18 protein-coding genes and 2 tRNA genes are annotated in these 23,786 nt (G+C 51.5%); 11 read left to right on the plus strand and 9 right to left on the minus strand.

The window, feature by feature from the left end; all coding sequences use genetic code 11:
• Positions 1-139: 139 nt before the first annotated feature.
• On the minus strand, positions 140-328 hold the full coding sequence (locus RDU59_08780; GenBank protein ID MDQ7838572.1) for a hypothetical protein: 189 nt from the start codon (positions 326-328) through the stop codon (positions 140-142).
• A 118-nt stretch (positions 329-446) separates the two neighbouring features.
• A tRNA-Ala gene (locus RDU59_08785) sits at positions 447-522 on the minus strand.
• A 183-nt stretch (positions 523-705) separates the two neighbouring features.
• Here RDU59_08785 and ileS point away from each other — a divergent pair.
• The 9 genes from ileS (at position 706) to RDU59_08830 (ending at position 9,092) form a co-directional block, all read left to right on the plus strand.
• Positions 706-3,510: an isoleucine--tRNA ligase gene (gene ileS, locus RDU59_08790; GenBank protein MDQ7838573.1), complete on the plus strand. Its 2,805-nt coding sequence runs from the start codon at positions 706-708 to the stop codon at positions 3,508-3,510.
• Positions 3,511-3,520: 10 nt separating this feature from the next.
• Positions 3,521-4,054: a signal peptidase II gene (gene lspA / locus RDU59_08795; protein ID MDQ7838574.1), complete on the plus strand. Its 534-nt coding sequence runs from the start codon at positions 3,521-3,523 to the stop codon at positions 4,052-4,054.
• A 3-nt stretch (positions 4,055-4,057) separates the two neighbouring features.
• On the plus strand, positions 4,058-4,837 hold the full coding sequence (gene lgt / locus RDU59_08800; GenBank protein ID MDQ7838575.1) for a prolipoprotein diacylglyceryl transferase: 780 nt from the start codon (positions 4,058-4,060) through the stop codon (positions 4,835-4,837).
• Positions 4,838-4,945: 108 nt separating this feature from the next.
• Complete coding sequence (gene gcvH, locus RDU59_08805) at positions 4,946-5,380, plus strand: glycine cleavage system protein GcvH (protein MDQ7838576.1); 435 nt, start codon at positions 4,946-4,948, stop codon at positions 5,378-5,380.
• A gap of 50 nt (positions 5,381-5,430) precedes the next feature.
• Entirely contained in the window at positions 5,431-6,402 is a 972-nt protein-coding gene (gene fabD, locus RDU59_08810) for an ACP S-malonyltransferase (protein ID MDQ7838577.1), read from the plus strand.
• Between the two features lie 10 nt (positions 6,403-6,412).
• Positions 6,413-6,616 (plus strand): ferredoxin family protein, encoded by a 204-nt coding sequence (locus RDU59_08815; protein ID MDQ7838578.1) that lies wholly within the window; start codon positions 6,413-6,415, stop codon positions 6,614-6,616.
• A gap of 2 nt (positions 6,617-6,618) precedes the next feature.
• On the plus strand, positions 6,619-7,692 hold the full coding sequence (gene vorB / locus RDU59_08820; GenBank protein ID MDQ7838579.1) for a 3-methyl-2-oxobutanoate dehydrogenase subunit VorB: 1,074 nt from the start codon (positions 6,619-6,621) through the stop codon (positions 7,690-7,692).
• Between the two features lies 1 nt (position 7,693).
• The gene (locus RDU59_08825) at positions 7,694-8,431 is read left to right on the plus strand and encodes a thiamine pyrophosphate-dependent enzyme (protein MDQ7838580.1); all 738 of its coding nucleotides are present in this window, start codon (positions 7,694-7,696) and stop codon (positions 8,429-8,431) included.
• 103 nt (positions 8,432-8,534) lie between these two features.
• Positions 8,535-9,092: a 2-oxoacid:acceptor oxidoreductase family protein gene (locus RDU59_08830; protein MDQ7838581.1), complete on the plus strand. Its 558-nt coding sequence runs from the start codon at positions 8,535-8,537 to the stop codon at positions 9,090-9,092.
• A gap of 167 nt (positions 9,093-9,259) precedes the next feature.
• On the opposite strand, the gene RDU59_08835 is transcribed toward RDU59_08830, so the two are convergent.
• The gene (locus tag RDU59_08835; protein MDQ7838582.1) at positions 9,260-12,364 is read right to left on the minus strand and encodes a response regulator; all 3,105 of its coding nucleotides are present in this window, start codon (positions 12,362-12,364) and stop codon (positions 9,260-9,262) included.
• 324 nt (positions 12,365-12,688) lie between these two features.
• On the opposite strand from RDU59_08835, the gene RDU59_08840 reads away from it, so the two are divergent.
• Positions 12,689-14,983: an ATPase, T2SS/T4P/T4SS family gene (locus tag RDU59_08840; protein ID MDQ7838583.1), complete on the plus strand. Its 2,295-nt coding sequence runs from the start codon at positions 12,689-12,691 to the stop codon at positions 14,981-14,983.
• A 34-nt stretch (positions 14,984-15,017) separates the two neighbouring features.
• Here RDU59_08840 and RDU59_08845 read toward each other — a convergent pair whose 3' ends face one another.
• Entirely contained in the window at positions 15,018-16,217 is a 1,200-nt protein-coding gene (locus RDU59_08845; protein MDQ7838584.1) for a hypothetical protein, read from the minus strand.
• A 117-nt stretch (positions 16,218-16,334) separates the two neighbouring features.
• Here RDU59_08845 and RDU59_08850 point away from each other — a divergent pair.
• A tRNA-Leu gene (locus RDU59_08850) sits at positions 16,335-16,422 on the plus strand.
• 220 nt (positions 16,423-16,642) lie between these two features.
• On the opposite strand, the gene RDU59_08855 is transcribed toward RDU59_08850, so the two are convergent.
• From RDU59_08855 to RDU59_08875, 5 genes are all read right to left on the minus strand, one after another.
• Positions 16,643-17,950 (minus strand): nucleotide sugar dehydrogenase, encoded by a 1,308-nt coding sequence (locus tag RDU59_08855; GenBank protein MDQ7838585.1) that lies wholly within the window; start codon positions 17,948-17,950, stop codon positions 16,643-16,645.
• A 4-nt stretch (positions 17,951-17,954) separates the two neighbouring features.
• Positions 17,955-18,989, minus strand: coding sequence for an NAD-dependent epimerase/dehydratase family protein (locus RDU59_08860; GenBank protein ID MDQ7838586.1), 1,035 nt, complete (start codon positions 18,987-18,989; stop codon positions 17,955-17,957).
• 119 nt (positions 18,990-19,108) lie between these two features.
• On the minus strand, positions 19,109-21,769 hold the full coding sequence (locus RDU59_08865) for an SUMF1/EgtB/PvdO family nonheme iron enzyme (GenBank protein ID MDQ7838587.1): 2,661 nt from the start codon (positions 21,767-21,769) through the stop codon (positions 19,109-19,111).
• Positions 21,750-23,177, minus strand: coding sequence for a hypothetical protein (locus RDU59_08870; GenBank protein ID MDQ7838588.1), 1,428 nt, complete (start codon positions 23,175-23,177; stop codon positions 21,750-21,752). The genes RDU59_08865 and RDU59_08870 overlap by 20 nt, the downstream gene beginning before the upstream one ends.
• A 225-nt stretch (positions 23,178-23,402) precedes the next feature.
• Positions 23,403-23,753, minus strand: a complete 351-nt coding sequence (locus tag RDU59_08875; protein ID MDQ7838589.1) for a PilZ domain-containing protein — start codon at positions 23,751-23,753, stop codon at positions 23,403-23,405.
• Positions 23,754-23,786: the final 33 nt, after the last annotated feature.

A 23,786-nucleotide genomic window follows, 5' to 3' on the forward strand; every position in this document is an offset into this window, starting at 1 on the left:
GGAATTTGCGAAGTATCGGTAAGATTTAACTGCTCACCGCAGAGGCGCAAAGGACGCAGAACATATGGGTTTTAAAAGATAAGAGATAAAAGGTGCTTTCTTGGCGTACTTTACGGCTTTGCGGAAAAAATAGCGGAAACTATTTGGACGGGCCAAGCACCGTGTTCTTGATGCTTGAATATATCTTCTGGAAGTTTTCCTCAAAAGAGGTGGGTGAGACGCGGCCGGTCTCGATAAACTTTATGACTATCTCCTTGGCGGCCCGGAGGATGACCTCATCGTCTGCCGTTAACTTTTCATATTTTTTTTCTTTTTGTTCCTTAGTCATGTCCGGACCCGGGCAAGTAATAAAGCCTCTGCTGTTTTGGAAGAAGGCGGTTGCTTTCAGCAGAGGCTTTTATCATGGCAGGAAAAACCGTTTGGCAGCCTTCCCTGAACCCAAAATTTGGTGGAGCTGATCGGGATCGAACCGACGACCTCTTGAATGCCATTCAAGCGCTCTCCCAACTGAGCTACAGCCCCACAAGGCAGTGTATTAAATAGCCTCCTAATTAACACCGACAAGGCTTTTCTGTCAAGGGGTTTATATCAGATCGGGACATTTCCAGCCTGGCCTGACACCGGGCGTTTTTCGCTTGACAAGCTACCTTGTTGTGATAGCTTTACAACCCTATCTGATTGTTGTGCTTTTTGCGGAGGGAATACATGGACTACCGGGAGACGCTTAATCTGCCGCAGACTGATTTTGCCATGAAGGCCAATCTTACCGAACGCGAGCCGGCCGTGATTGAGAAATGGGAGGCGACCAGGCTTTATGAACGCATCCGTGCGGCGTCGCAGGGGCGGCCCCGGTATATACTCCATGACGGACCGCCTTATGCCAACGGCCACATCCACATGGGTACGGCCTTTAATAAGATACTGAAGGACATAGTCTTAAAGTCCAGACAGATGGCCGGGGCTGATTGTCCTTACGTGCCGGGCTGGGACTGCCACGGACTGCCCATCGAACACCAGGTGGACAGGGAGCTGGGGGCTAAGAAAAAAGGCTTATCCAAACTTGAACTCCGGCGGCATTGCCGGAAGTATGCCGGGAAGTTTATTGACATCCAGCGGGCCGAGTTCAAACGTTTAGGCGTCCTGGGGGACTGGGATAATCCTTATCTGACCATGAGTTATGAATACGAGGCAACGATTGCCCGCGAGTTTGGCCGGCTTTTTCTGAACGGCAGCATATATAAGAGCAAAAAGCCGGTTTATTGGTGCACTTCGTGCAGGACGGCGCTGGCCGAGGCCGAGGTTGAGTATTATCCGCACCGTTCGCCGTCCATCTATGTCAAATTCCCGCTGGCTTCGGATTTGACCTCCCGCCTGCCGTCCCTGGCTGGCAAGAATGTATTCATGCTGATATGGACCACTACTCCCTGGACCCTTCCGGCCAATCTGGCCGTGGCCTTGAATCCCGGATTTGATTATGTGGCCGTACAGGTAGAAGATGAGGTATGGATCGTGGCCGAAGGGCTGCTTCTTTCACTGCTGGGGGCCCTGGGCATTGAGGGATATAAGATATTGGAGCGTTTCCCGGCAAAGCGCCTGGAGGGGCTGAAGTGCCAGCATCCTTTTTATGAGCGCGATTCTGCCGTCATCATGGCCTCCTATGTAACCATGGACACCGGCACCGGGTGTGTACATACCGCGCCGGGCCATGGCCGTGAGGACTATGAAAGCGGTTCGGCCTACGGGCTGGACATCTATTCGCCGGTGGACGCCGGGGGTAAGTTTACGGATGAAGTCGGCTACTTTGCCGGAGAGGATATATTCAAGGCCAATGGGGCCATTATTAATCTTCTCAAGGAGAAGGGGCGTCTGATAGGGAGTGAAGAGATCGAGCATAGCTATCCCCATTGCTGGCGTTGCAAAAAGCCGGTCATTTTCCGGGCCACTGAACAGTGGTTTGTCTCCATGGAGAAAAACGGCCTCCGTGAAAAGTCGCTGGATTGGGTGGGCAAGGTTAACTGGGTGCCTAAGTGGGGCCGGGACCGGATCCACAACATGCTGGCCAGCCGGTCGGATTGGTGTATATCGCGGCAACGTTCCTGGGGTGTGCCTCTGACCATTTTTTATTGTTGCGGCTGTGGCGAAGCGCTCATGAATGCAGAGATCATGGAAAAAGTGGTTAATAAATTCCGCGAAGGCGGGGCGGATACGTGGTTTGAGCTTGAATCCGGGGAATTTATCCCGGAAGGAACCACGTGCCCCAAATGTAAGGGCACGGAATTTGAGAAAGAAACGGATATCCTGGATGTCTGGTTTGATTCCGGAGTCAGTTTTGCCGCTGTCCTGGAAGGCCGCAAAGAACTGGGCTTCCCGGCTGACTTGTACCTGGAGGGAAGCGACCAGCACCGTGGCTGGTTCCACAGCTCGCTACTGGCGGCGGTGGGTACCCGGGGACAGGCTCCTTATCGCTCGGTGCTGACCCATGGCTTTGTAGTCGATGGCGAAGGAAAGAAGATGTCCAAATCCCTGGGCAATGTTATTGCCCCGGAGGAGATCATAAAAAAGCACGGGGCGGAGATCCTGCGCCTCTGGGTATCAGCCGAAGATTATCGCGATGATATCAAGATTTCTCCGGAGATCCTGCAGCGGTTGACCGAGGCCTACCGGAAGATCAGAAACACGGCGCGCTACATACTGGGCAACCTGTATGACTTTTCACCGGAGAAAGATATCGTTTCTTACAGTGAGATGGTGGAGATAGACCGTTTTGCGCTGCATCAACTCGCGCAGATAACAGATAAGGTACGTTCGGCCTACGAGGAATTTGAACTTCATACCGTTTATCACACCCTCTACCAGTTTTGCGCCGTGGATTTGAGCGCCTTTTACCTGGATGTCCTTAAAGACAGACTCTACACCAGCGGTAAGGAATCAAAAGACCGGCGCTCGGCCCAGGCCGCCATGTTTTACATTCTGGATACCTTGGTGCGTCTGATGGCCCCCATTCTTTCGTTCACCGCTGAGGAGATATGGCAGTATATGCCTGAGACAGCCGGCCGGGAAGAGGGCATTCATCTGGCCGGTTTTGCATCCCTCCCGCCGGAGTTTAAGGATGCGGCGCTCGCCGCGAAATGGGAAAAGCTGCTTGCCGTCCGGGCCGGGGCGACCAGGGCCCTGGAGGTGGCACGCAGGGAGAAGGTGATCGGACATACCCTCAGCGCGGCGGTCAGGTTTTATCCTGCCCCTGAAGATTATTCGTTTTTGAGTGAAAATGCAGAGCTGTTACGCACCATACTGATCGTATCGCAATTCGGGGTTGCCGAAGGGCCGGCGCCGGCCGGCTCCTACGTGGCTGAAGAGATAAGCGGGCTTTCCATTGTGGTATCTCCGGCTAAAGGGACCAAATGTGAACGCTGCTGGACGGTCTCTGAGAGCGTGGGCACTTTTACCGACCACCCGACTATCTGTGTCCGATGCCGGGAGGTGGTTACGGCAAGCGGGAGTAAAGGATAATAAAAGTAGTATGGATACTCTATCAGAAACAGAAAAAAAATCTTTAAAGCCGGCGAGCGACCTCTCTCAGAGGAGACTGTGGTATTTATTCCTGGGCGTGGCTTTTGGTGTTTTCGCCCTGGATCAATTGACCAAGGGACATATACAATACCATTTTGGCCTGTATGAGAGCCGGGCCGTCATCCCGGGTTTTTTTAACCTGACATATATAACGAATTCCGGCGTGGCTTTTGGGCTGATGAGCGGAGAGCCGGATACCTGGAAACGGTTATTTTTTCTTTCGGTAACACTGTTAGCCGTAGGGTTTATTTTTTATCTCTTTGGACACTTCAGGTCAAAGGGCCGGGGGGCGGTCATCGCTATGGGGTTGATACTGGGCGGCGCCATCGGAAATATGGCAGACCGGGTGCGCCTGGGTAAGGTGATCGACTTTCTCGATTTTTATATCGGCGGCTGCCACTGGCCGGCCTTTAATGTGGCTGATGCCGCCATAACCTGCGGCGTGCTGTATCTGGCCCTTACGCTTTATAGACAACAGGGATAATCTATGCATCCGATACTCTTTCGCATAGGCGGGCTTACTATCCATACCTATGGCCTGTTTGTGGCCATGGGGTTTATGGCAGGCATGGCCCTTGCTGTCCGGGAGGCCAGGCGCGCGGCCCTGGATACCGAGAAGATTTCCAACCTTTTTTTCTGGATCATAATTTCGGCGATCATCGGTTCGAGGCTTCTCTATGTCATAGCAGAGGCCCCGGGCCTTATAACGTCTCCCCTCGAGATATTTAAGATCTGGAAAGGCGGCTTGGTCTTTTACGGCGGGGTTATCCTGGCGGTGGCAGTTACGATTTTTTATATAAGGCATAACAGGCTGCCGCTCTGGACAACCATGGATATCCTGGCCCCGCCTTTGGCCCTTGGCCTGGCGTTTGGCCGCCTCGGGTGTTTTTCTGCCGGCTGCTGTTATGGCCGGGCGACAGACGTACCTTGGGCGGTTACATTTACCAATCCGGATTCACTGGCGCCGCTTTATATTTCCCTCCATCCTACCCAGCTTTATGAATCCGGCGCGGCGCTTATTATCTTTGCCATTCTTATGCTTACACGCCGGGCGAAGCGGTTTGAAGGCCAGCTCATGTGGACATTCTTTTTTCTATACGCTGTGGCGCGATTTATCATCGAAAATTACCGTGGCGACCCCCGTGGGGCGGTATGGGGCGATCTCCTTTCTACCAGCCAATTTATAAGCTTACTGTCGGCTGTTGCTGCGCTGGCGGGTTTCTTTTATTCTCTGAGGAAACAAGGCGCAAGGCAAGGGGGCGCGTAATAAAAAATCTTGCAAAAGGGGCAAACTTCATTATTATTAGGCCCGAATTTTGGGGGCGGCGGATTTAGGCCCGCCGTTATTGATTTTTATGCCTGGTGGGAGGTGCGTATGCTTATTTTGGAAGATCTCAAATATACTGAAGAACATATATGGGCCAGACATGATGGGAATAAAAAGATTACCATAGGCATTACTGATTATGCGCAGAAGAAATTTGGTGATGTTGTTTATATTGAATTGCCGGAGGAAGGGGAAGAGGTCATTAACGATGAGCCGTTCGGCAGTATAGAATCTTCTGAATCTGTTTCCGATTTGTATGCTCCTTTGAACGGAGAGGTAATCGAAATTAATGAAGAGCGCATCGATTCCCCGGAGATAATCAATGATGACCCTTATGAAGAAGGCTGGCTTATACGTATAAAGGTTCCTTCCCTTAAGGAATATAATGAGCTTATGAGTGCGGACGAGTACAGGGAATATGTGCAGCAGGAGGAGATGGAGGAGGAAGAGGAGTTAGAGGAAGAGGAAGCAGAAGCAGATTAGAGAAGGGAAAATTTTACTTGCAGACCTGAATTGGAAAGGGATTTGATTTTGTGAAAAAAACGGCTTTTTTATTCCCCGGCCAGGGGTCTCAGTACGTGGGTATGGGGAGGGATCTGTATCTGAAAAGGTCAGAGGTAAAGAAGATTTTTGACACAGCCTCTGCCATTACCGGCCTTGATCTGGCCTCTCTCTGTTTTGACGGCCCCTTAGAAAGATTGACGGAGACGGTCAACGTCCAGCCGGCCATTACCGCCGTTAATCTCTCCTGCCTGGCTGTGTTACAGGAAAATGGACTGGCCCCGGATCTGGTGGCCGGACATAGCCTTGGAGAATATTCGGCGCTCTATGCCGCAGGGGTTATAGGTCTGGCGGATGCTTTTCGCCTGGTAGCGGAGAGGGGCAGACTAATGCAGCAGGAGGCGGAAAAGAATCCCGGAGGCATGATAGCGGTTATTGGCTTGGATATAGATGTCATAAAAGGATTGGTTGAAGATTTCCAGGGAACAGGCGTGGGCGTGGTTTCTATTGCCAACCACAATACACATGAGCAGATCGTGCTTACGGGACAGAAAGAGGCGTTAAATAAATTGTCGGCTAAGGTGAGCGCCGGCGGCGGGAAGGCCATCCCCTTAAAGGTCAGCGGGCCCTGGCATAGTCCCCTTTTAAAAGATGCAGTCAATGATTACAAGGAATTTATGAAAGGGATCACGTTCCATAATCCCTCTGTCCCTGTATTGTTCAATGTCACCGCCGATTTTGCGGAAGAGCCGGGAGAGATCCGTAAGATCATGTCCCGGCAGATATGTTCACCCGTACTCTGGTATGATATAATGCAAAAGATGCTGGCCGGGGGTGTCTCTATTTTCGTTGAGGCCGGCCCTAAAAAGGTTTTATCCGGTTTATTGAAAAAGACCTTGCCGGCGGATGATCGCTTCGAAATCTATCAGGCCGACGATCTGGAAGGCCTTTTGGCTGTTGCTGAAAGGTTAGCCGGAAATCGAAAGCTCATAGCTGATAGCTGATCGCTTTAAGATGCCAAAACTAGTCCTGTATAAAGACCGGTGTAAAGGATGCGCCCTTTGCACCCTGGCCTGCCCCAAACACCTCCTTGAGATCAGCACGGAGATCAATAGACAGGGATATTATGTAATTTCTCTGGCCGCGCCCGGGAAATGCAATGGCTGCGGCCTGTGTGCGGAGATGTGCCCGGATATGGCGATAGAGGTCTGGCGTTAAAAATGCGGAAGACAGAAGCGGTTTATAACCGGAAGCTGGTTAAGGGGAATGAGGCCATTGCCCTGGGAGCTATTGCGGCCGGATGTCGTTTTTATGCCGGCTACCCGATTACCCCGCAGAACGAAATCCCGGAATTCATGGCCGGCCGGATGCCTGCCGTGGGCGGGACGTTCATTCAGGCGGAGAGTGAGATAGCGGCTATCAGTATGGTGATGGGGGCTGCCGCCACAGGGGCAAGGGCCATGACCTCTTCTTCCAGCCCGGGCATATCTCTGAAGCAGGAGGCCATCTCCTATATGGCCGGGTCAGAGATCCCGTGTGTGGTGGTCAATGTATGCCGTAGCGGTCCGGGGTTAGGCGGGATAAGCGCCTCCCAGGGTGACTATTTTCAGGCCACCCGGGGCGGCGGCCACGGCGACTATCGCACCTTTGTCCTGGCGCCCCATTCTGTGCAGGAGAGTTATGACCTGACTATGCTGGCCTTTGATATTGCGGACCGGTACCGGACACCGGTTCTGGTTTTAAGCGATGCAGTCCTGGGACAGATGAAAGAGCCTGTTTATCTCCGGGGTTATAAGGGGCGGGAGATAAGGAAACCCTGGGCGCTTACCGGCGCAAAGGGACGCAAGGCCCGGTATCTGAAAAGTCTTTATTTAAACGAAGGTGAACTCACGGCGCGCAACTGGAAACTTTTCAGGAAATACAGACGTATGGAGAAGGAAATTCGTTACGAAATGTACCTTACAGAGGATGCCGAGGCCATAGTCGTGGCCTTTGGGTGCGCAGCCAGAATTCTCAAGACCTCCATACAGATGGCCCGCACGAAAGGGATGCGGGTCGGGATGTTTCGTCCCATAAGCCTTTTCCCGTTTCCTTCGCAGGCGCTCGCCGCTATCTCGAACCGGGTGAACCGGTTCCTGGTTTGTGAATTGAATACCGGCCAGATGGTTGAGGACGTGCGCCTGGCGGTTAAGCCGGGCGCCACTGTGGAGTCCTGTCTATGTCCAGGTTATATCCCGACCCCGAATGAGCTTTTCAGAGAAATTAAGAAAAGGTATTTAGCCAGCAATCCTTAAGATGAAGCCGGTATTTAAGAGACCAAAAAGCCTTTATGACGTCCCTTTTCATTATTGCCCCGGGTGCCATCACGGCATAGCCCATCGTCTGATCGCCGAGGCTATAGATGCTTTGGGCATTCAGGAACGGGTTGTTGCCGTGGCTTCTATCGGCTGTTCGGTCTTTCTTTATGATTATTTTGCCGTTGATGTGCTGGAGGCCCCCCATGGCCGGGCCCCGGCAGTGGGTACCGGCATAAAGAGGGCGCGGCCCGAAAGCATGGTCTTTACCTATCAGGGCGATGGGGACCTGGCCGCCATTGGTTTGGCAGAGACTATCCATGCCGCTAACCGGGGAGAACAGTTGGCGGTATTTTTTATCAATAACACCATCTATGGGATGACCGGGGGACAGATGGCCCCTACCACCTTGCCCGGACAGAAGACTACGACGACGCCTTCAGGCCGCCGGGTGATTGGTGAAGGGGCTCCCATTAAGATGGCCGAGATGATTGCGGCGCTGAAGCCTCCGGCCTTTGTGGCCAGAGTGGCCGTTAACAATCCCAAAAGTATTCTCCAGGCCAGGAAGGCGGTTCAAAAGGCCTTCCGCATCCAGGTGGAAGGGAAGGGCTATGCCTTTGTCGAATTCCTGTCTGCCTGTCCGACCAACTGGAAGATGACCCCGTGCGAGGCCAATCGCCATGTAAGTGAGGCGCTGATTCCGGAATTTCCGCTGGGGGTGTTTAAAGGCGACTTATAAGGATTAAATTAGGACGCAGATTTACGCCGATACCCGCAGAAAATATTTTTTGATTCAATATCCTGGTAATCTGCGTTCATCTGCGTCCAAAATAGAGAAGATAATGTATTTTGACGTGATCATATCCGGATTCGGCGGGCAGGGCATACTGTTTATGGGCAATCTTCTGGCCCATGCCGCTATGCTCGAAGGGAAAAATGTGACCTATATGCCTGCTTATGGGCCGGAGATGCGGGGAGGTGCGGCTAATTGTACGGTGGTAGTGGCGGATGAGGAAATCGGCTCTCCGGTGATTTATCACCCGCATACCGCCATCGTCATGAACAGGCCCTCTCTATATAAATTCGGCCCGCGCGTCCTGCGCGGCGGTTTGCTGGTGGTCAACTCTTCTCTTGTTGATCCTGCGGAGGTTGTCTATAAGGGCATCAACCTGTTGTTTATCCCGGCCAATGACCTGGCCCGGGAGGCCGGGGATGATCGTCTGGGAAACATGGCGGCCCTGGGGGCATTGATAACAAAGACCGGGGTTGTGCGCTTACAGAGCCTTGTTGATGCGTTGTCAGAGATTATACAGGAAAGGTATCGTGACCTGCTGCCGGTAAACATCGGGTGTCTGGAAAAGGGCGCGGCCTACGTAAGAAATCTCAAATCTCAAATTTGATTAACTCGTAAAAAGTTCAAAATATCACGCAACGCCGCCAAGGACGCAAAAATAATAAAATTTGGAACTCAGGAACTCATGAAGAAAAATGCATTCCTGATTTCTTGATTTCCAGATTTTCATTTTTTCTTTGCGGTCTTTGCGCTTTTGCGTGAGAAATTGCCTTCTTAGGCATCGAGGGCTTTTCGCACCGCAGTGAGAAACTCTGCCACCTGAAACGGTTTTCTGATAAAGCCCTTAAGTTCAGGGCGCATAGCCTCTTTCCCGTGGCCGTTTGCACTGTAGCCGCTGGTCAACATTACCTTGACCCCGGGGTTGATCCCCAATAACTTATCCAGGCATTCCATCCCGCCTATCTGGGGCATAATCAGGTCGAGGATGACCAGATCAATATCCTGCTGTTGTTTCTGATACATGCCCAGGGCCTCCCGCGGGTCTGATAAGGGTATCACCTTGTAGCCAAAGTCTTCCAGGATGTTTTGGGCCACGCTGAGCACCAGAGGTTCGTCATCAATAATAAGGATGGTTTCATCCCCTGTAGGCAGGTTTTTAATTTTTTCTTCCATTTCCTGCCTCGTCTCTCCACCGGCCGGCAGATATATCTTAAACATGGTGCCACGGCCGACTTCACTATAGACGTTTATGAATCCCCGGTGATTTTTGACGATGGCGTAAGCCACCGACAGCCCCAGGCCCGTCCCCTTGCCCAGTCCTTTGGTAGTAAAGAACGGCTCAAAGATACGCTCTGTAATCTCCCTGGACATCCCGATGCCGGTGTCCGAGATCGCTATGCAGATATAGCGTCCGGGGAGAACACCGTGGTGATTATTGCAATAGGTCTCATCCAGGCCGGTGTTGGTGGTTTCAATAATCAGCCTGCCGCCGTTGGGCATGGCGTCACGGGCATTGATACAGATGTTCATGACCACCTGCTGGATCTGCACCGGGTCGGCCTCTGTGATGGAAAGGCCGGGATCAAGATAACCCTCGATAGCTATACTTTTAGGTATGGTGCGTAACAGCAGGTTTCGGGTCTCCTCTATCAACGAGTTTAATTGAAAAGGTTTCGGGTTGGTGGGCACCTTGCGGCCAAAGGTCAGGAGCTGCTGGATAAGTTCAGCCGCCCTCCCTCCGGCCTGATCAATGTTTGCAACGTAAGTATATTCAGGTCTGTCTTTATCCAGTTTATTCAGGAGGAGGGATGCATATCCGGTTATGCCGGTAAGCAGGTTATTAAAGTCATGGGCGACGCCGCCGGCCAGAAGCCCGATGGATTCCATCTTCTGGGCCTGAAAGAACTGGGTTTCCAATTTCTTATACCGGGTTATGTCGTCCATAATAAGGAGGGCCGTCTCTTTTTCTCCCCGCTGCAGGGATAAGACGGTAAAAAGGATAGTCTTTTCTGTCTCTTCGCCATTTATCTCCATTTTTAGGGACATTTCCTTACGTACGGTCTCTTCTCCGCGGGTGAAGAGGGCCATTAAAGCCAGCCGGAGCGGGCAATTGCGACATGCCGGGTGTGCCCGGCAGTGGGAGCAGTCCGGCCTGCCGCCACATTCCCGGCCTTTCCGGTAAACGCATCCAAAATGGCAGAGTCCCCATTTACCCATCATTTCCTCTACCGGCTGGTTGAAGAATTGCCCGGCGTGGTCACTGACGAAGGAGAGCCTGAAATCCGGTTCAATGACGCATATAAAAGAAGGAATGGCATGCACCATCCGCGTATTAAACTCTTCCAGTTCATAGCGCGCCTCTTCGGCCTTTTTGCGTGTGGTTATATCGCTTACGATAGCCTCCGCACCGATTATTTGGCCGGTTTCGTTTCTCAGGGCGTGGGCGTTCAGGCTGACCCATATTATAGTCCCGTCTTTTTTCTTAAAAGTTGTTTCAAAGTTTTTTACAGAACCATCCTTAATCAAGTTTTGTAGATAACGATCTCTGTCGGATGCTGATGCGTAAATATCTTTTGGGATATTGAGCGCCAACAGTTCCTCCACGGATTCGTAATCCAGCATAGCTACCAGGGCCGGATTGGCCACAATAAACGTTCCATCCAGGGTGCTGCGGCAGATGCCTTCGGCCGCATTTTCAAAGATGCCGCGGTATTTTTCCTCTGATTCAAGGAGGGCCTCTCTGGAGAGAGAGACCCGTTTTATCTCCTGGTGCAGTTTGCCGTAGAGATTTTTCAGGGTTGCGGCCATGGAGTTAAAGGCCTCACCCAGGGACTGGATCTCGTCCCCGGTCTTAAAGTCGAAAAACACCTCCCAGTTGCCGTTGGCGAATTCCTGTGTGCCCTCCTTGAGCGTAAGGATAGGCCTGGTTATGCGGCGGGAGAGATAAAGAGTGAGGGCTATCAGTATGCCGATAGCCGCCAGCAGCCATAATATGGTCTTGACGACTGTTCTCTTTATGGGGGCATAGATGCTGGCCAGAGGCTGTTCGACTATTACTCCCCAGCCCATAGGTTGGATTCGGGTATGCACACCTATTACTTTCCTGCCGTCCCAGGCTCGGTATCGGTCTGATTTGAAGTTGTGAGCATGGTCTATACCGGACATTATATGTTTCACGGAAGCGACTTCAGACCATTTTTCTCTTTTTAATACATGCCTGAAATCTGAGTGGGCTATAACATAGCCCTTTTTATCCACTATATAGGCATAGCCTTCTCCGCCGCCTATCTTTACTGTGGACAGAAGGGTTGAATATTTGGTTATGTCCAGGGTGGTATAAATCATCCCTACCAGCCCCTTATCATTATGGATGGTGGCTACTATATCAGTCATGGGCCGGCCTTGTTTAACAAAGACCGGACCGATATAGGATTCGGCGTCCCCGTTTTGCAGGGCAGTAATGACCTGTTTCTTAAATGGGCCTTCTCCCAACGGGTAGGAATGAGGGCAGGTCCCGGCGAGCAGGATTTCGTGGCCGTTTTTATTCAGGAGACGAAAGCAGATAAAGTCCGGGAAACGTTGCATGGCACGGGTAAAATAGTTTTTTATGCGCGGTATATTCATCTCCTGGAAGCAGTCATCCTGAACTGCCATGTAGAGAAGGGACTGACTGTCTCTGATCACTTCCCGGACTACCTCGGCTATTCGCTGGTTAATGGCGGCCATAGATTGGCATTGATTATCATAAAGAGTTTGCGTCTGGAGGTAAATGAGTGAGGAGCCGACGACGAGAGCGATAAATACGGCAGAACCCACGATGTAAAGCGAAAGCCGGCGGGCCAGGCTGGACTTGAAATGGGGTTGTTTGACGCCGGACAAGAACTCTCCTTTAAACTCTTACCACAGAGGGCACGGAGCACACAGAGTTAAAAATTTATATTATAATAACGAAAAATGAAAAGCAAATATAACTGCTTTATCTGTTTCCCTTCATCTCCGTATCGGCTATCGGCGAGATTCCTTAAAGATCCCCCTTAATCTCCCTTTTCCAAAGGGAGGTGGAACACTTCCCCCTTTGGAAAAGGGAGGTGGGGAGGGATTTAAGGATACTCTTTCAAACAGCTAAGCTGATATATCTATTTCTATTACCCCGGCTTCAAGATAACTGCCTGCGTTTCCGAAGAGTAGATGTGAGGGAGTAAAATGGTTGCGAATCCTGAGGCGGGTAGCGCGGTTATAACCAGCAACAAGGTCGTGGTTCGATTTTTAGACGGCCGCATGATCAAGGGCCGGAGTCTGTCCTTTAATCAACAGAACCCGGTTATAAAGGTCGAGTCCATAGACCGGTCGACCTCTTATGACATTAAATGGGAGGAACTTAAGGCCGTATTTTTCGTGAGGGAATTTGAGGGCCTGGCCCGGCCCGCAGATGAATCGGTTCAGCTCCAGGCCTCGCCTGTTTCGTCGGTGGGGCGCCATGTGCAGGTAGAATTTGTGGACGGTGAAGTCATTCAGGGATATGCGGAGGCGCTGAAAACCGGCCTGAGGGGATTTTTTATTTCGCCGCTTAATCGGCGTGACAACAACCTGCGGATCTTTGTCCCTAAAACCGCGGTAAAGAATGTGCGTGTAGCCCCTAAGCTGGGCGAGACCATGGTGAAGGAGGGGATGCTGCGCCAGGAGGAACTGGAAAAAGCGCTGGAAAAACAAAAAGAAGATCGGGAGAGAAAACTTGGCGGGGTTCTCGTCCAGGAAGGTGTGACCTCTGCGGAGGAGGTGGAACGGGCTCTCAAGGTACAAAAGACGGTAGTTGGACAAAAAATCGGCGAGATACTCGTCGAGGCCGGCGTCCTGACCCGGGAAGACCTGGAGAGGGCCTTGTCGGCTCAAAAGGAAAACCGGAACAAAAAACTGGGTCAGATTCTATTGGAGATGAATCTGGCTACGCCGGAATCCCTGGCCCTGGCCCTGGCCCTTAAGTACCGGTTACCCTATATTGACGTTTCGACCTATCCTGTTGATCCCGTGGCTGTAACTACGGTTAAGGAGGAGGTAGCCAGAAAATTACAGTTTATCCCCATAACGAAGACCATGGACACGTTAACCATAGCTATCGCCGATCCCATAAATTTCGCCGCCAAGGACTATATCCAGTCAACAACCGGTCTTAACATCAAGGAGGTGCTTTCTACACCCAACAGCATCGAGGAGGCCATAAAGCAGTACTTTGGGTCGCCTGCCCTGGATGATGAGATACAGCGTCTTTCCGAGGTAGTGGCCGCGGAAAAGGGAGAGACGGACGACAAGATGGCCGACCTCATTCAACAGGTGGAAGAGGCCTCCATTGTCAAGCTGGTCAACGGGATAATAAGGATGGCTGTGGCCAAGAGAGCCAGTGATATCCATATCAATCCGGAACGGCGATCGACTGTCATCAGCTACCGCATCGACGGCATCCTTCGTCAGGAAAAGGCCATAGACGAATACATCCATCCCATACTTATCTCCCGCATCAAGATCATGGGCAATATGAACATTGCCGAGAGAAGACTTCCTCAGGATGGCCGGGCCCGCTTGCGTGTGGGAGAAAAACTGATCGATCTCCGTATATCTTCCATACCCACCATCTGGGGAGAGAGTATAGTCATCCGTATCCTGGAAAAAAGCGCATCGGTTATAGGGCTAGAAGACCTGGGTTTTTTCCCTGATGATCTTGGCCTGGTCCGTTCACTTATAAGTCGCCCCTATGGCATGCTCCTTATAACCGGCCCGACCGGCAGCGGGAAATCTACTACTGTTTATAGCCTGCTCCAGGAGCCGGGTTTTAAGGGTAAAAATATCATCACCATTGAAGATCCTGTGGAATATGAACTGCCCAACGTGAATCAGATCCAGGTCAAGCCCCATATTAACCTCACCTTTGCCAAGGCCTTGCGGCAGATTTTAAGACATGACCCGGATGTGATTATGGTGGGCGAGATCCGGGATGCAGAGACGGCGCGCATTGCCATTCAGGCGGCCTTGACCGGTCATCTCCTCATCAGCACCCTGCATACCAATAACGCCCCGGAGACCCTGAGCCGCTTGATGGACATGGGCATTGAGCCCTATCTTATTTCTTCGACCGTGCTGGGCGTAATCAGCCAGAGGTTGGCGAGAACGATCTGTAAGTCACCCGAGTGCCGGCAGGTAGATACAAAGGCCGTGGAATCTCTGGCCGCCGCCGGTCTCGCGCCCGAAAAATACCAGGGGCATACTTTTTATAAAGGGAAAGGCTGTAAGGACTGTACAGACGGTTATAAGGGGCGGACCATTATTTATGAATTTATGCGCATAAATGAGCCTATCAAAAGGGCTATTGTGGAGAAGGTATCAGCAGAGGAGATACGCGCCCTGTCCAGGGCAAACGGCATGCGCACCATGGCCGAGACGGCGCTTCTCAAGGCCAAAGAAGGAATTACCACTGTGGAGGAAGTATTTACCAACCTGATAGAATAGTTTCCATCCGTAAAACTTCCAGATGAACACTACACTAAAAACCGCCTCGACCGCCCCCGTGATAGTGACAACTGGAGCAGCCGGGTTTGCCTGAACTGTGGTCGGCTCGGGTATGGCAGGCGTCAAAACAAAAATTCTGCCATGAGGCATCGGATGTGTCAGTTACAGAGATAGAGACCCCGTTTATGGACGACCGGACCAGATAGATGCCGGTGGGCGAGCCGTGCGGTTCGTGGCAGTCGGTGCAGCATAGGGTCCGGTCAGTTCCTACAGTATAAGGGGCCCTGGGATAGGACATTGATCCTCCATAGGCGCCATGCGCATCCACCGTGACCACCGCGCTGGTGGTCTTCCAGCTTAATTTCCGTATGGCCCTGGGTGTACCGGGGAGACGGGGGTTGGTACTGTTTATCGTATTATAATCATTATGGCAGTCGGTGCACAGCCGGACGTAATTGGGTAGATTGGAGCCGTTGGTGGTGGCGTCGTTGGCCGGCTCATAGGCCGTGGTTGAGCCATACCAGTGGGGGGCCTGGTAGTCTGCGTAGGTCGCATTCATCCGCTCCGTCGTGTCATCCCCCCATTTATTATCATGGTCGCTCGGCCTGGATATGGCTGATTTGGCGGCATCATAGGAGGCATTTTTGTTCCGTTGCGCTATGTGGGGATTGTGGCAGGCATCGCAGGGGTTAATGTCTGCCGGGAGCGACCAGGCCACGCCATTCGCATCGTACATGGTCTTGCCCAATGCCTGCGATACAATATCGGGCAGGTGATGGGAAGAGCCTGTTGTACTGGTGTGACCGAAGGCCGTCAGTATATCGCTGTCATAAGAGCCGCCCGTGGTGTTACCGCCAAAATTATAGCTGTAGCTTTTATTGACGGAGATCCCCCCTGACTGGTATCCGGTAGCCTGATGGCAATCAAAACAAAAATTTGCGGTCTGGCTGGTATGATTTTTGTCAAATAGGAGGTATTTTTGCGTCAGGGGATCGCTATTGGCCGGGGCTGGTTCAGCTCCGTCGATACTGGCGTGCTGCTCGTGGCAGTGGGCACAATTACCGATTGCATAGTCGGTAGGAAATCCCGTAGCGCTTCGCTTAACGCCATAAGTGGCATTGCCGTGCGCTGAATCCAGATATGTACCGGCCCCCAGCGGGCTTGCGCCCAGGGTAATGAAGAAAAATGTTACAAGGCAGACAGCACATTTTTTTATCGTATGCCTGGGCCACATCAGTTAATATATCGGCATGCCACAGACATATCTTTAATTCTTAATCGGCTGCCGTCGAGGTTGGTTTTTCTCTCTTGACATAATGCCGGTCACCAATTATAGATAGACCGGAAACGTGCCGGAGTGGTGAAACAGGTAGACGCAGGGGACTCAAAATCCCCCGACCCTCGCGGTCATGTCGGTTCGATTCCGACCTCCGGCACCATATAATCCCCGCATATAGCCCGCACAGTATTGTCAAAAACTCAACCACAGAGCACACAGAGAAAATAAAAATATCAAGAGTGATGGTCTTGTAAAAAGTCAATTTCTCACGCAACGGCGCAAAGACCGCGAAGATTACGGGTTGAAAAAACCGGCAACTCATGACCCGAAACCCGCAACTCAAAAAGCTGAATACTGACTGCTGAACGCTGACAGCTTCCTTACGCCTTCACTACATTTCTCGTCTTTTCGTTGATTTTGACCAGGTTTCGTGTGTCAACTATGAGCCGGGCGTGCCTCCGGATAAAATCCGGGTCATAGGCAGAGTGGTTGGTGGCGATGAGGACGCAGTCGTATTTTTTCAGGTTTTTTTCGGTGAGGGGCACTGAGGCCATCTTAAGGTCATAGCGTCTCATTTTGTGTGTCCTGGGGACATGGGGGTCGTTATAATCCACTTTGGCCCCTTTTTCCCTTAATAGCTCGATAAGCTCCAGGGAAGGAGATTCCCGGACGTCGTCGATGTCTTTTTTGTAGGCAAGGCCGAGGACCAGTACTTTTGATCCCTTCAGGCTCTTGCCCCGGCTATTCAAGGCGTCAACAAGTTTGTTTATTACATAGGCCGGCATCGACGTGTTGATCTCTCCGGCCAGCTCGATAAACCTCGTGGCCATGCCGTATTCGCGCGCCTTCCAGGTGAGATAGAACGGATCAATAGGTATGCAGTGGCCGCCCAGACCCGGGCCGGGATAAAAAGGCATGTAGCCGAAGGGTTTTGTGGATGAGGCGGCGATTACCTCCCAGACGTCAATTCCCATCCGGTCAAAGACCATCTTCATCTCATTGACCATAGCGATATTTACGGAGCGGAAGATATTCTCCATGAGCTTGGTGGCCTCTGCCGCACGGGTGGAGGAGACAGGCACGGTCTTGACCACAATAGTATCATAGAGGGCGCAGGCCGCCTTGAGGCATTTTGGGGTGTAGCCTCCCACCACCTTGGGGATGGTGCCGGTAGAAAAATTCTTGTTGTTGGGGTCTTCCCGCTCCGGAGAAAAGGCCAGTGAGAAGTCCTTTCCAGCCTTGAGGCCGGTTTCTTCCAAAATGGCTCGCATATCCTCGTCGGTGGTACCGGGATAGGTCGTGGACTCCAGGACGATGAGCTGTCCCTTACGCAGATTGTCCCGGATGCTTCGCGTGGTAGAGAAGACATAAGAGAGATCCGGTTCCCGATTCCTGTTTAGCGGTGTGGGCACACAGATGAGAATACAATCCATCTTTTTCAGTCCGGAAAAACTGGTGGTGCTGCTAAAACGGCCTGTGGATAGGGCCTCCTTGACCTTGCCGGCAGGAATGTGCTTGATATAAGATAGTCCCGCTTCGAGGGCCTTAATTTTTTTTGTGTCTATGTCAAATCCGGTGACCGGAAACCCGGCCCTTACAAATTCCAGTACCAGGGGAAGGCCCACATAGCCAAGGCCGATGATTCCGACTTGGGCCTGCCGTTTTTTGATGCGATCTAATAGGGTCATGACCTCATTTACCTCGTTTTTTTGTTTTCTTTGTCAGTTTATCGACATACCACGCCACGGTCTCTTCCATTCCTTGTTTCACATCATGCGTTGGCTTGTAGCCCAGGAGGACCCGGGCCTTTTCAATGTCCGCCTGGGAATGCCTCACGTCTCCAGGCCGAAACGGCCCGTATTCGGCCTCAATCTTTGCAATAGCAGGGTAATGCCGGGCCAGAGAGCCGCGTATCATTGTAAAAAGCCCGTTTAATGTTGTCTTCTCGCCAAAGGCGACATTATAAATCTGGTTTAAGGCCGCAGGTCTTTCCGCCAAGGCGGACAGCAGATTGGCCTGGATGACGTTGTCGATATAGCAGAAGTCCCGGCTGGTCTCACCGTCGCCGTGGATCGTCGGGGCCTTTCCATCCAGCAAGGCGCCGATCCAGCAGGGGATTACGGCCGCATAAGCCCCCTTGGGATCCTGCCGCCGGCCAAAGACGTTGAAGTATCTCAGCCCGATGCACTCCATCCCGTATGTGCGGGCAAAGACGTCGGCATAAAGTTCGTTTACATATTTGGTGACGGCATAAGGGGATAAGGGCCGCCCGATCACATCCTCTTTCTTTGGAAGCCCCGGGTGATCTCCGTAAGTGGAGGAAGAGGCCGCATAGACAAAACGCTTAATTTTGGCGTCGCGGGCCGCTACCAGCATGTTCACAAAGCCGTCGATATTTGACTGGTTGGTGGTGACAGGGTCATCAATAGAGCGGGGCACGCTGCCGAGGGCGGCCTGGTGGAGCGCATAGTCAACATCGACGCAGGCCCTGCGGCAGTCGTCGGGATTTCGTATATCCCCTCCGATGAAGGTGAACCGGCTCCAGGCCTTTGCGTCCACTTTCTCTTTTATATCTTCCAGATTATGGAGATAGCCGGTGGAGAAGTTGTCCAGCCCGATGACGGTCTGCCCCAGCTTAAGCAGTTCCTCCAGGAGGCCCGATCCGATGAATCCGGCCACACCGGTGACCAGCCACTTCTTGGGTGATTTTCTCAGTTGCGTCTTCATTTTAACAATCCCTGACATTTTTTAATACACTCTTCGGCCAATTTGGTGTCAGTCTTTATTATTACGTCTCCACATAAATTGCAAGGACTCTTCTGATAACATCTGTATCGCGTCGTTTCTCAATATGCCACGCATCTAAACCCGAGTATGTTGGAGTGCATTTCAGCCTCCAATCTAAAACGATTGAACAGGCGTATGTCATTGCCGGAAATCCAACTGCCGCCCTTGGCTACATAGTATTTAACGTTGTGTTTGGCATGGGAAGGCGGTTCACAAGGTTCCATTATCCACTCCAGTACATTTCCTATGGCGTCAATTATCCCGAAATTATTTCCAGAATCCATGTACCTGTCCACAGGTGTGGTGTCCGCTATGGATCTATCCTCAATATTGCAGGCATCTCTTTGCCAGTCGTTCCCCCAGGGAAGCACATAACCGTCAGCCGTCCGTGTCGCGGCCTCCCATTCATCTTCAGTCGGCAGTCTTTTGCCGGTCCAGGCGGCAAAGGCCAGGGCATCTTCCCGGCTGACCTGAACCACAGGGTGATTTCTTTTATTGTGTATCGTACTTCCGGGCCCTGAGGGTTGATGCCAGCAGGCCCCATATACTGTCTTGCAGCTAAGGCCGGACTGGCAGATAAGTCTGACTGAACCGGTTTTTTCATCTACCGTTTTCTTAAAACGTCCGTAATAGACCTTTCCGTATCCAAGCCTTTCAGCTATGGTTTTGTATCCGGTCTTTTCCACAAAAACTTCGAAGAGCGCGTTTATAACCGGGAACCTGCCCATATAAAAGGCCTCTAAATGCACTTTTTGTTCAGGACGTTCATCTTTGCCGGGAGACTTATTGCCAACGATATAGTCTCCCGCCGGAATCAGAATATACTGATTGTAAAATCTTTCCCTGTCGCCGAGCAATCGATTAAATTCCTCGGCCAGGAGCCTGGCCTTTGGTATCTTATCCTCCTCCCCAAAAAAGCCGTCCGAATATCCCGCCTCTGAACCGCCGGCGGACAGGCTTGGCTCTGCATCGTTCCCTGAGACTTCCAACTCCTCAAACCCTTCCTCAACCTCATCTACGGTAATTTCTTCAATATCCTGTGCGTCTTCGCTCTCCCCGGGACTTGCTTCTTCCGGTGCCGTGTCTTCAACTAGTTTGACCTCCTTAAGATCCTCTGTGACTTCAGCCTCTTCCGGGTCTTTAGCCATCTCAGGTGATTCCAGTTCTTCGGTAATTTCAGCCTTACTCTCTTCCTGGTCTATAACTTCTTCGAGGATTTCTTCAACTGCATCCACGGCGACCTCTTCGACTTCCTCCATCTCTTCCGGCGCTGCATCTTCCGGTTCGACATCCGGCAGGAGGTCGGCCTCATCGACTATTTCTGTGTCCTCTTGCGGTGCTGCCTCTTCCTCCGCTTCCACGATTTCCTGGATGGCTTCTTCCACTTCTTCTGCAACGACTTCGTTAGCATCTTCGAGTTCTTCTGTTTCTCCAGGCCCTATTTCGTCGGGTTCCAGGTCTTCGATGAGATCGGCGGCTTCCGCTGCTTCGGGGACTTCTTCGCCTTCTTCCGGTGCTTTCTCTATGAGGTCCTCTACGACCTCAATCTCTTCGACTTCATCAGCGGTCTCGTTCGATTCAATATCATCTACGATCTCCGTCTCTGCGAAATCTTCGAGTTTTTCAGATTCCGGTTCTTCCGGTATTATCTCTTCGACAAGCTCGACTGTATCGACTACGTCAACCTCATTCGCAGCGATTTTTTCCAGAGTCTCCGCATGCCCCGTTGTTTCAGTCGCCGATGTCGTTGTAGTAACGGTGCGCTCCTGTTCGTCAGCGGGTATTATGCCTGTATTTATGCCCATTTCCCCGCCTGTGCTGGCCCCATCATGGCCTGCAACGCCGGACCCGGCCACGGCAGAGGTCTTTACTTCGCCTCCCGTCTGTCCGGCACCTGCTTTTGCAGCGTCTTCGAAAATCCGGGGAAGCGTATCACTCTTTTCACCTGAAAATCCCCCTGTATACCCCTTTTCCAAAGGGAGGCTTAACGTATCCCCTCCTTTAGTAAAGGGGGGTGAGGGGGAATTATTATCATTGTCCTTTGTGTCGCCATGTGCCATGTGCGTTTCATACGCTCTGACTTCGGATGGTGCGGCAGGCCCATCGGTCAAATCGCCATGTGCTACTTTTAAACCAATTTGTTGCGACAACCCCTGGATTATGTTTTTTAATTGGCTTAACTTGCCTGTTCTGTCCGAATTTCCCGTATTAGCCAGGGCCTCTGGATCCGACAACACTTCGCGGACAATATTTAAGACCTCGTTTATCTGTTCCAGCGTAACGCCTCCGTCCTTTTTCGCACTGCCGGTAAACGAGGTGAGCATCCGGTCTTTGGCCTCATCGGACATAACAAAGACATTGCTGCGTCCGATGATTATACCCTCAGGATTTTTTCCATCCTCGTAAAGCCTTTTAAAATCCGTATTGGCAGAGGATTTGATACTGCTCAGGTTTTTTCGCTTGGTTTTAATTGTAGAAGGATCGTCTCCGGTGTCCCAGAGCGCTTTGACGAGTCTGTCCGTATCAATGCCCTGCAGGGTGGTGACGGCGCCTTCGCTTTCATAAAATTCCCTGATGGCATGGATAAGCCTGTATTTTAATGTTTTATGGTCTCTATAGTTGAGGTCGGATATTGCCTCGTCGATCCCCTTAAGGGATATTACAGTGGCCACAAGAACCTCCTGCTGCCTGCGCCTGCCGCTATCGTTTTTTGCGGACAAGAACGCGTCTTCTTACCACTTTCCGGCGAGGCGTGGGGGACAGGGGAGATGGATTTGCAGCGTCATGCCGGGCGGGAACTGCGTTTTCTGTTTCACCGGCCAGGTTTTGCCGGTAACGGCAGGTTGCCCTGGGACATTTTAAGGTTATTTTTCCCGCTGAGTCGTCGGTTTCAATTAGAAACGGATTTTTACACTGTGGGCATACGATGTGATGAGGTTTGCCCCAGCTTATAAGATTACAGTCACTGTTGGAACAGGTGTAGAAAGATTTACCCTTGGCAGTCTGTTTCGTCTCGATCTTGCCGATTCTACATACCGGACACGCGGAGGCCAGGTCCTCGGAGAAGGCTGCGATATGCTTTTCAATGATATCATCCGCGACGGCGGCCTCATCCTGTTCCGAAACAGGTTCGGTTTCACTTTCTGTTTCATCCACTGATGATAACTCTTGAATCTCACGAGATTCCGTCTCGGTTTTTTCCTCCTCCGTTACTGCCGTACGGTCCGGTTCATCTACGACCGGCGCCGCTTTTTCCGGCAAATCCTGCACGGGAGTCTCATATTTTGGAGATGGCTCCGGCGCTGCCTGTACCGGCACAGAAGATTCTTCAATAGAACGTGCGTCTTCAGCAGCGATTCTTTTTCTTTCCGGCTCAGTTGTCTTTTCAGATTCCTTTAGCCTTTGAACTTTGGTGTCACCGGGTTGGCCTATAATATCTTCGGCAGGAACTTCTTTTTTAGCGAAGAAACTTTGGACCCTGATTTGGCTGATATCTTGGGCCCGGAGCACTGGAGATGCAGTGTCCACGTGTGACCTTGTCTGTTCCTGTCTGTAACGGAAAATTTTTGCCGTCGTTTGTTCCGGTTTTGCCGGGGTCTTTTGTTTTGATAAAGGAACCCCCTGCATCTGTAATGTCTGGTCAAACTGGCTGATCGCGGTTTCCAGTTCTTTACGTCCGGACAAGACCTCATCCATGATCTGAACAAGGTAGGCGACAAGATTGACCCCGGGCATTTTGGGGAAGATGCGGTCGACTAAGCGGACCATACTGATGGCCGGTTTCGTGGCGGAAAGACTACTATCTAGGGAGGCATCAATATATCCTTTTTGAATTAAATCCCGGAGGGACGCCTTCAGGTTTTCGTCCGGGTTGAGGCCGAATTCCGCCAATTCATTCAGGAATGTTTCCTCTGTAAAACGTTCGGGTGGAAAAGATGAAGCGCTTTCGATATCGGTTTCACGTTCTACGGCGAGGATAAGGCATGGTATGGTCGCTACATTCAGAGGCAGCGAGCCGATTCCATACCTGGTCCCGATCAGCCGTTCTATATGCCGTCCCAAGGCCTCATCAAATCGTGCACGAATATTACGTGTGGAAAGCTGCTCTTGCTCAATATTCTGCTGCATAGGCGATCTCCGTCAGTATCTTCTCTCGGGCTTTTTTAAAGTATGATGGCTTCGCAGGAAGTCCGTTTGCTGCGAAATAGCGATCAGCCATCAGCGGTCAGCTTGAGTCGCCATTCTACTTCCTGAAAGCTGAGAACTGAGTGCTGAATGCTTTTGCATGATGCATACGGACTTCAGATTTCTTATCGACACAAACGACCGGGAGATTAGTGCACTAAAGGCAGGCTATGCATCGAGCCATCGAAGGCCGTTGTCTTCGCTTGACTCTTCACAAAGGGAGACTACGTTGAGAAATTCTTCCAAGGCCTCCTTGGCCTTAAGGTCTTTAAAACTAAGGAACATGATGCCTGTCCCACCATTGGCAAGATGCCGGGCCTCCCCGGTCACAAAGACATAGCCGAACCCCGGCACATCTATAGCCAGATCTACCTTATCATTTAAACCAAATACCTGGCAGGCAGGTAAAAAGCAGCCTCTCAGGCTGATGTCTTTCGTAAAATGGGCCTCTCCGCCTTTAAGGATAACGACCTTGAGGCCAAAGTCGAAGCGCGGGGTTGTCCTCTGCTCTTTTCCCAAAGATATTACCTCCTTCAGGGCTTTTCGGCATGT

The sequence above is a fragment of the Thermodesulfobacteriota bacterium genome, assembly GCA_031082315.1.
Lineage (GTDB): Bacteria > Desulfobacterota > QYQD01 > QYQD01 > QYQD01 > QYQD01.

Excerpts from the sequence above, each read along its gene's own strand:
- RDU59_08780 (MDQ7838572.1), bottom strand. The coding sequence starts at position 328 with ATGACTAAGGAACAAAAAGAAAAAAAATATGAAAAGTTAACGGCAGAC.
- ileS (MDQ7838573.1), top strand. The coding sequence starts at position 706 with ATGGACTACCGGGAGACGCTTAATCTGCCGCAGACTGATTTTGCCATG.
- lspA (MDQ7838574.1), top strand. The coding sequence starts at position 3,521 with ATGGATACTCTATCAGAAACAGAAAAAAAATCTTTAAAGCCGGCGAGC.
- lgt (MDQ7838575.1), top strand. The coding sequence starts at position 4,058 with ATGCATCCGATACTCTTTCGCATAGGCGGGCTTACTATCCATACCTAT.
- gcvH (MDQ7838576.1), top strand. The coding sequence starts at position 4,946 with ATGCTTATTTTGGAAGATCTCAAATATACTGAAGAACATATATGGGCC.
- RDU59_08815 (MDQ7838578.1), top strand. The coding sequence starts at position 6,413 with ATGCCAAAACTAGTCCTGTATAAAGACCGGTGTAAAGGATGCGCCCTT.
- vorB (MDQ7838579.1), top strand. The coding sequence starts at position 6,619 with ATGCGGAAGACAGAAGCGGTTTATAACCGGAAGCTGGTTAAGGGGAAT.
- RDU59_08825 (MDQ7838580.1), top strand. The coding sequence starts at position 7,694 with ATGAAGCCGGTATTTAAGAGACCAAAAAGCCTTTATGACGTCCCTTTT.
- RDU59_08830 (MDQ7838581.1), top strand. The coding sequence starts at position 8,535 with ATGTATTTTGACGTGATCATATCCGGATTCGGCGGGCAGGGCATACTG.
- RDU59_08840 (MDQ7838583.1), top strand. The coding sequence starts at position 12,689 with ATGGTTGCGAATCCTGAGGCGGGTAGCGCGGTTATAACCAGCAACAAG.
- RDU59_08845 (MDQ7838584.1), bottom strand. The coding sequence starts at position 16,217 with ATGTGGCCCAGGCATACGATAAAAAAATGTGCTGTCTGCCTTGTAACA.
- RDU59_08855 (MDQ7838585.1), bottom strand. The coding sequence starts at position 17,950 with ATGACCCTATTAGATCGCATCAAAAAACGGCAGGCCCAAGTCGGAATC.
- RDU59_08860 (MDQ7838586.1), bottom strand. The coding sequence starts at position 18,989 with ATGAAGACGCAACTGAGAAAATCACCCAAGAAGTGGCTGGTCACCGGT.
- RDU59_08870 (MDQ7838588.1), bottom strand. The coding sequence starts at position 23,177 with ATGCAGCAGAATATTGAGCAAGAGCAGCTTTCCACACGTAATATTCGT.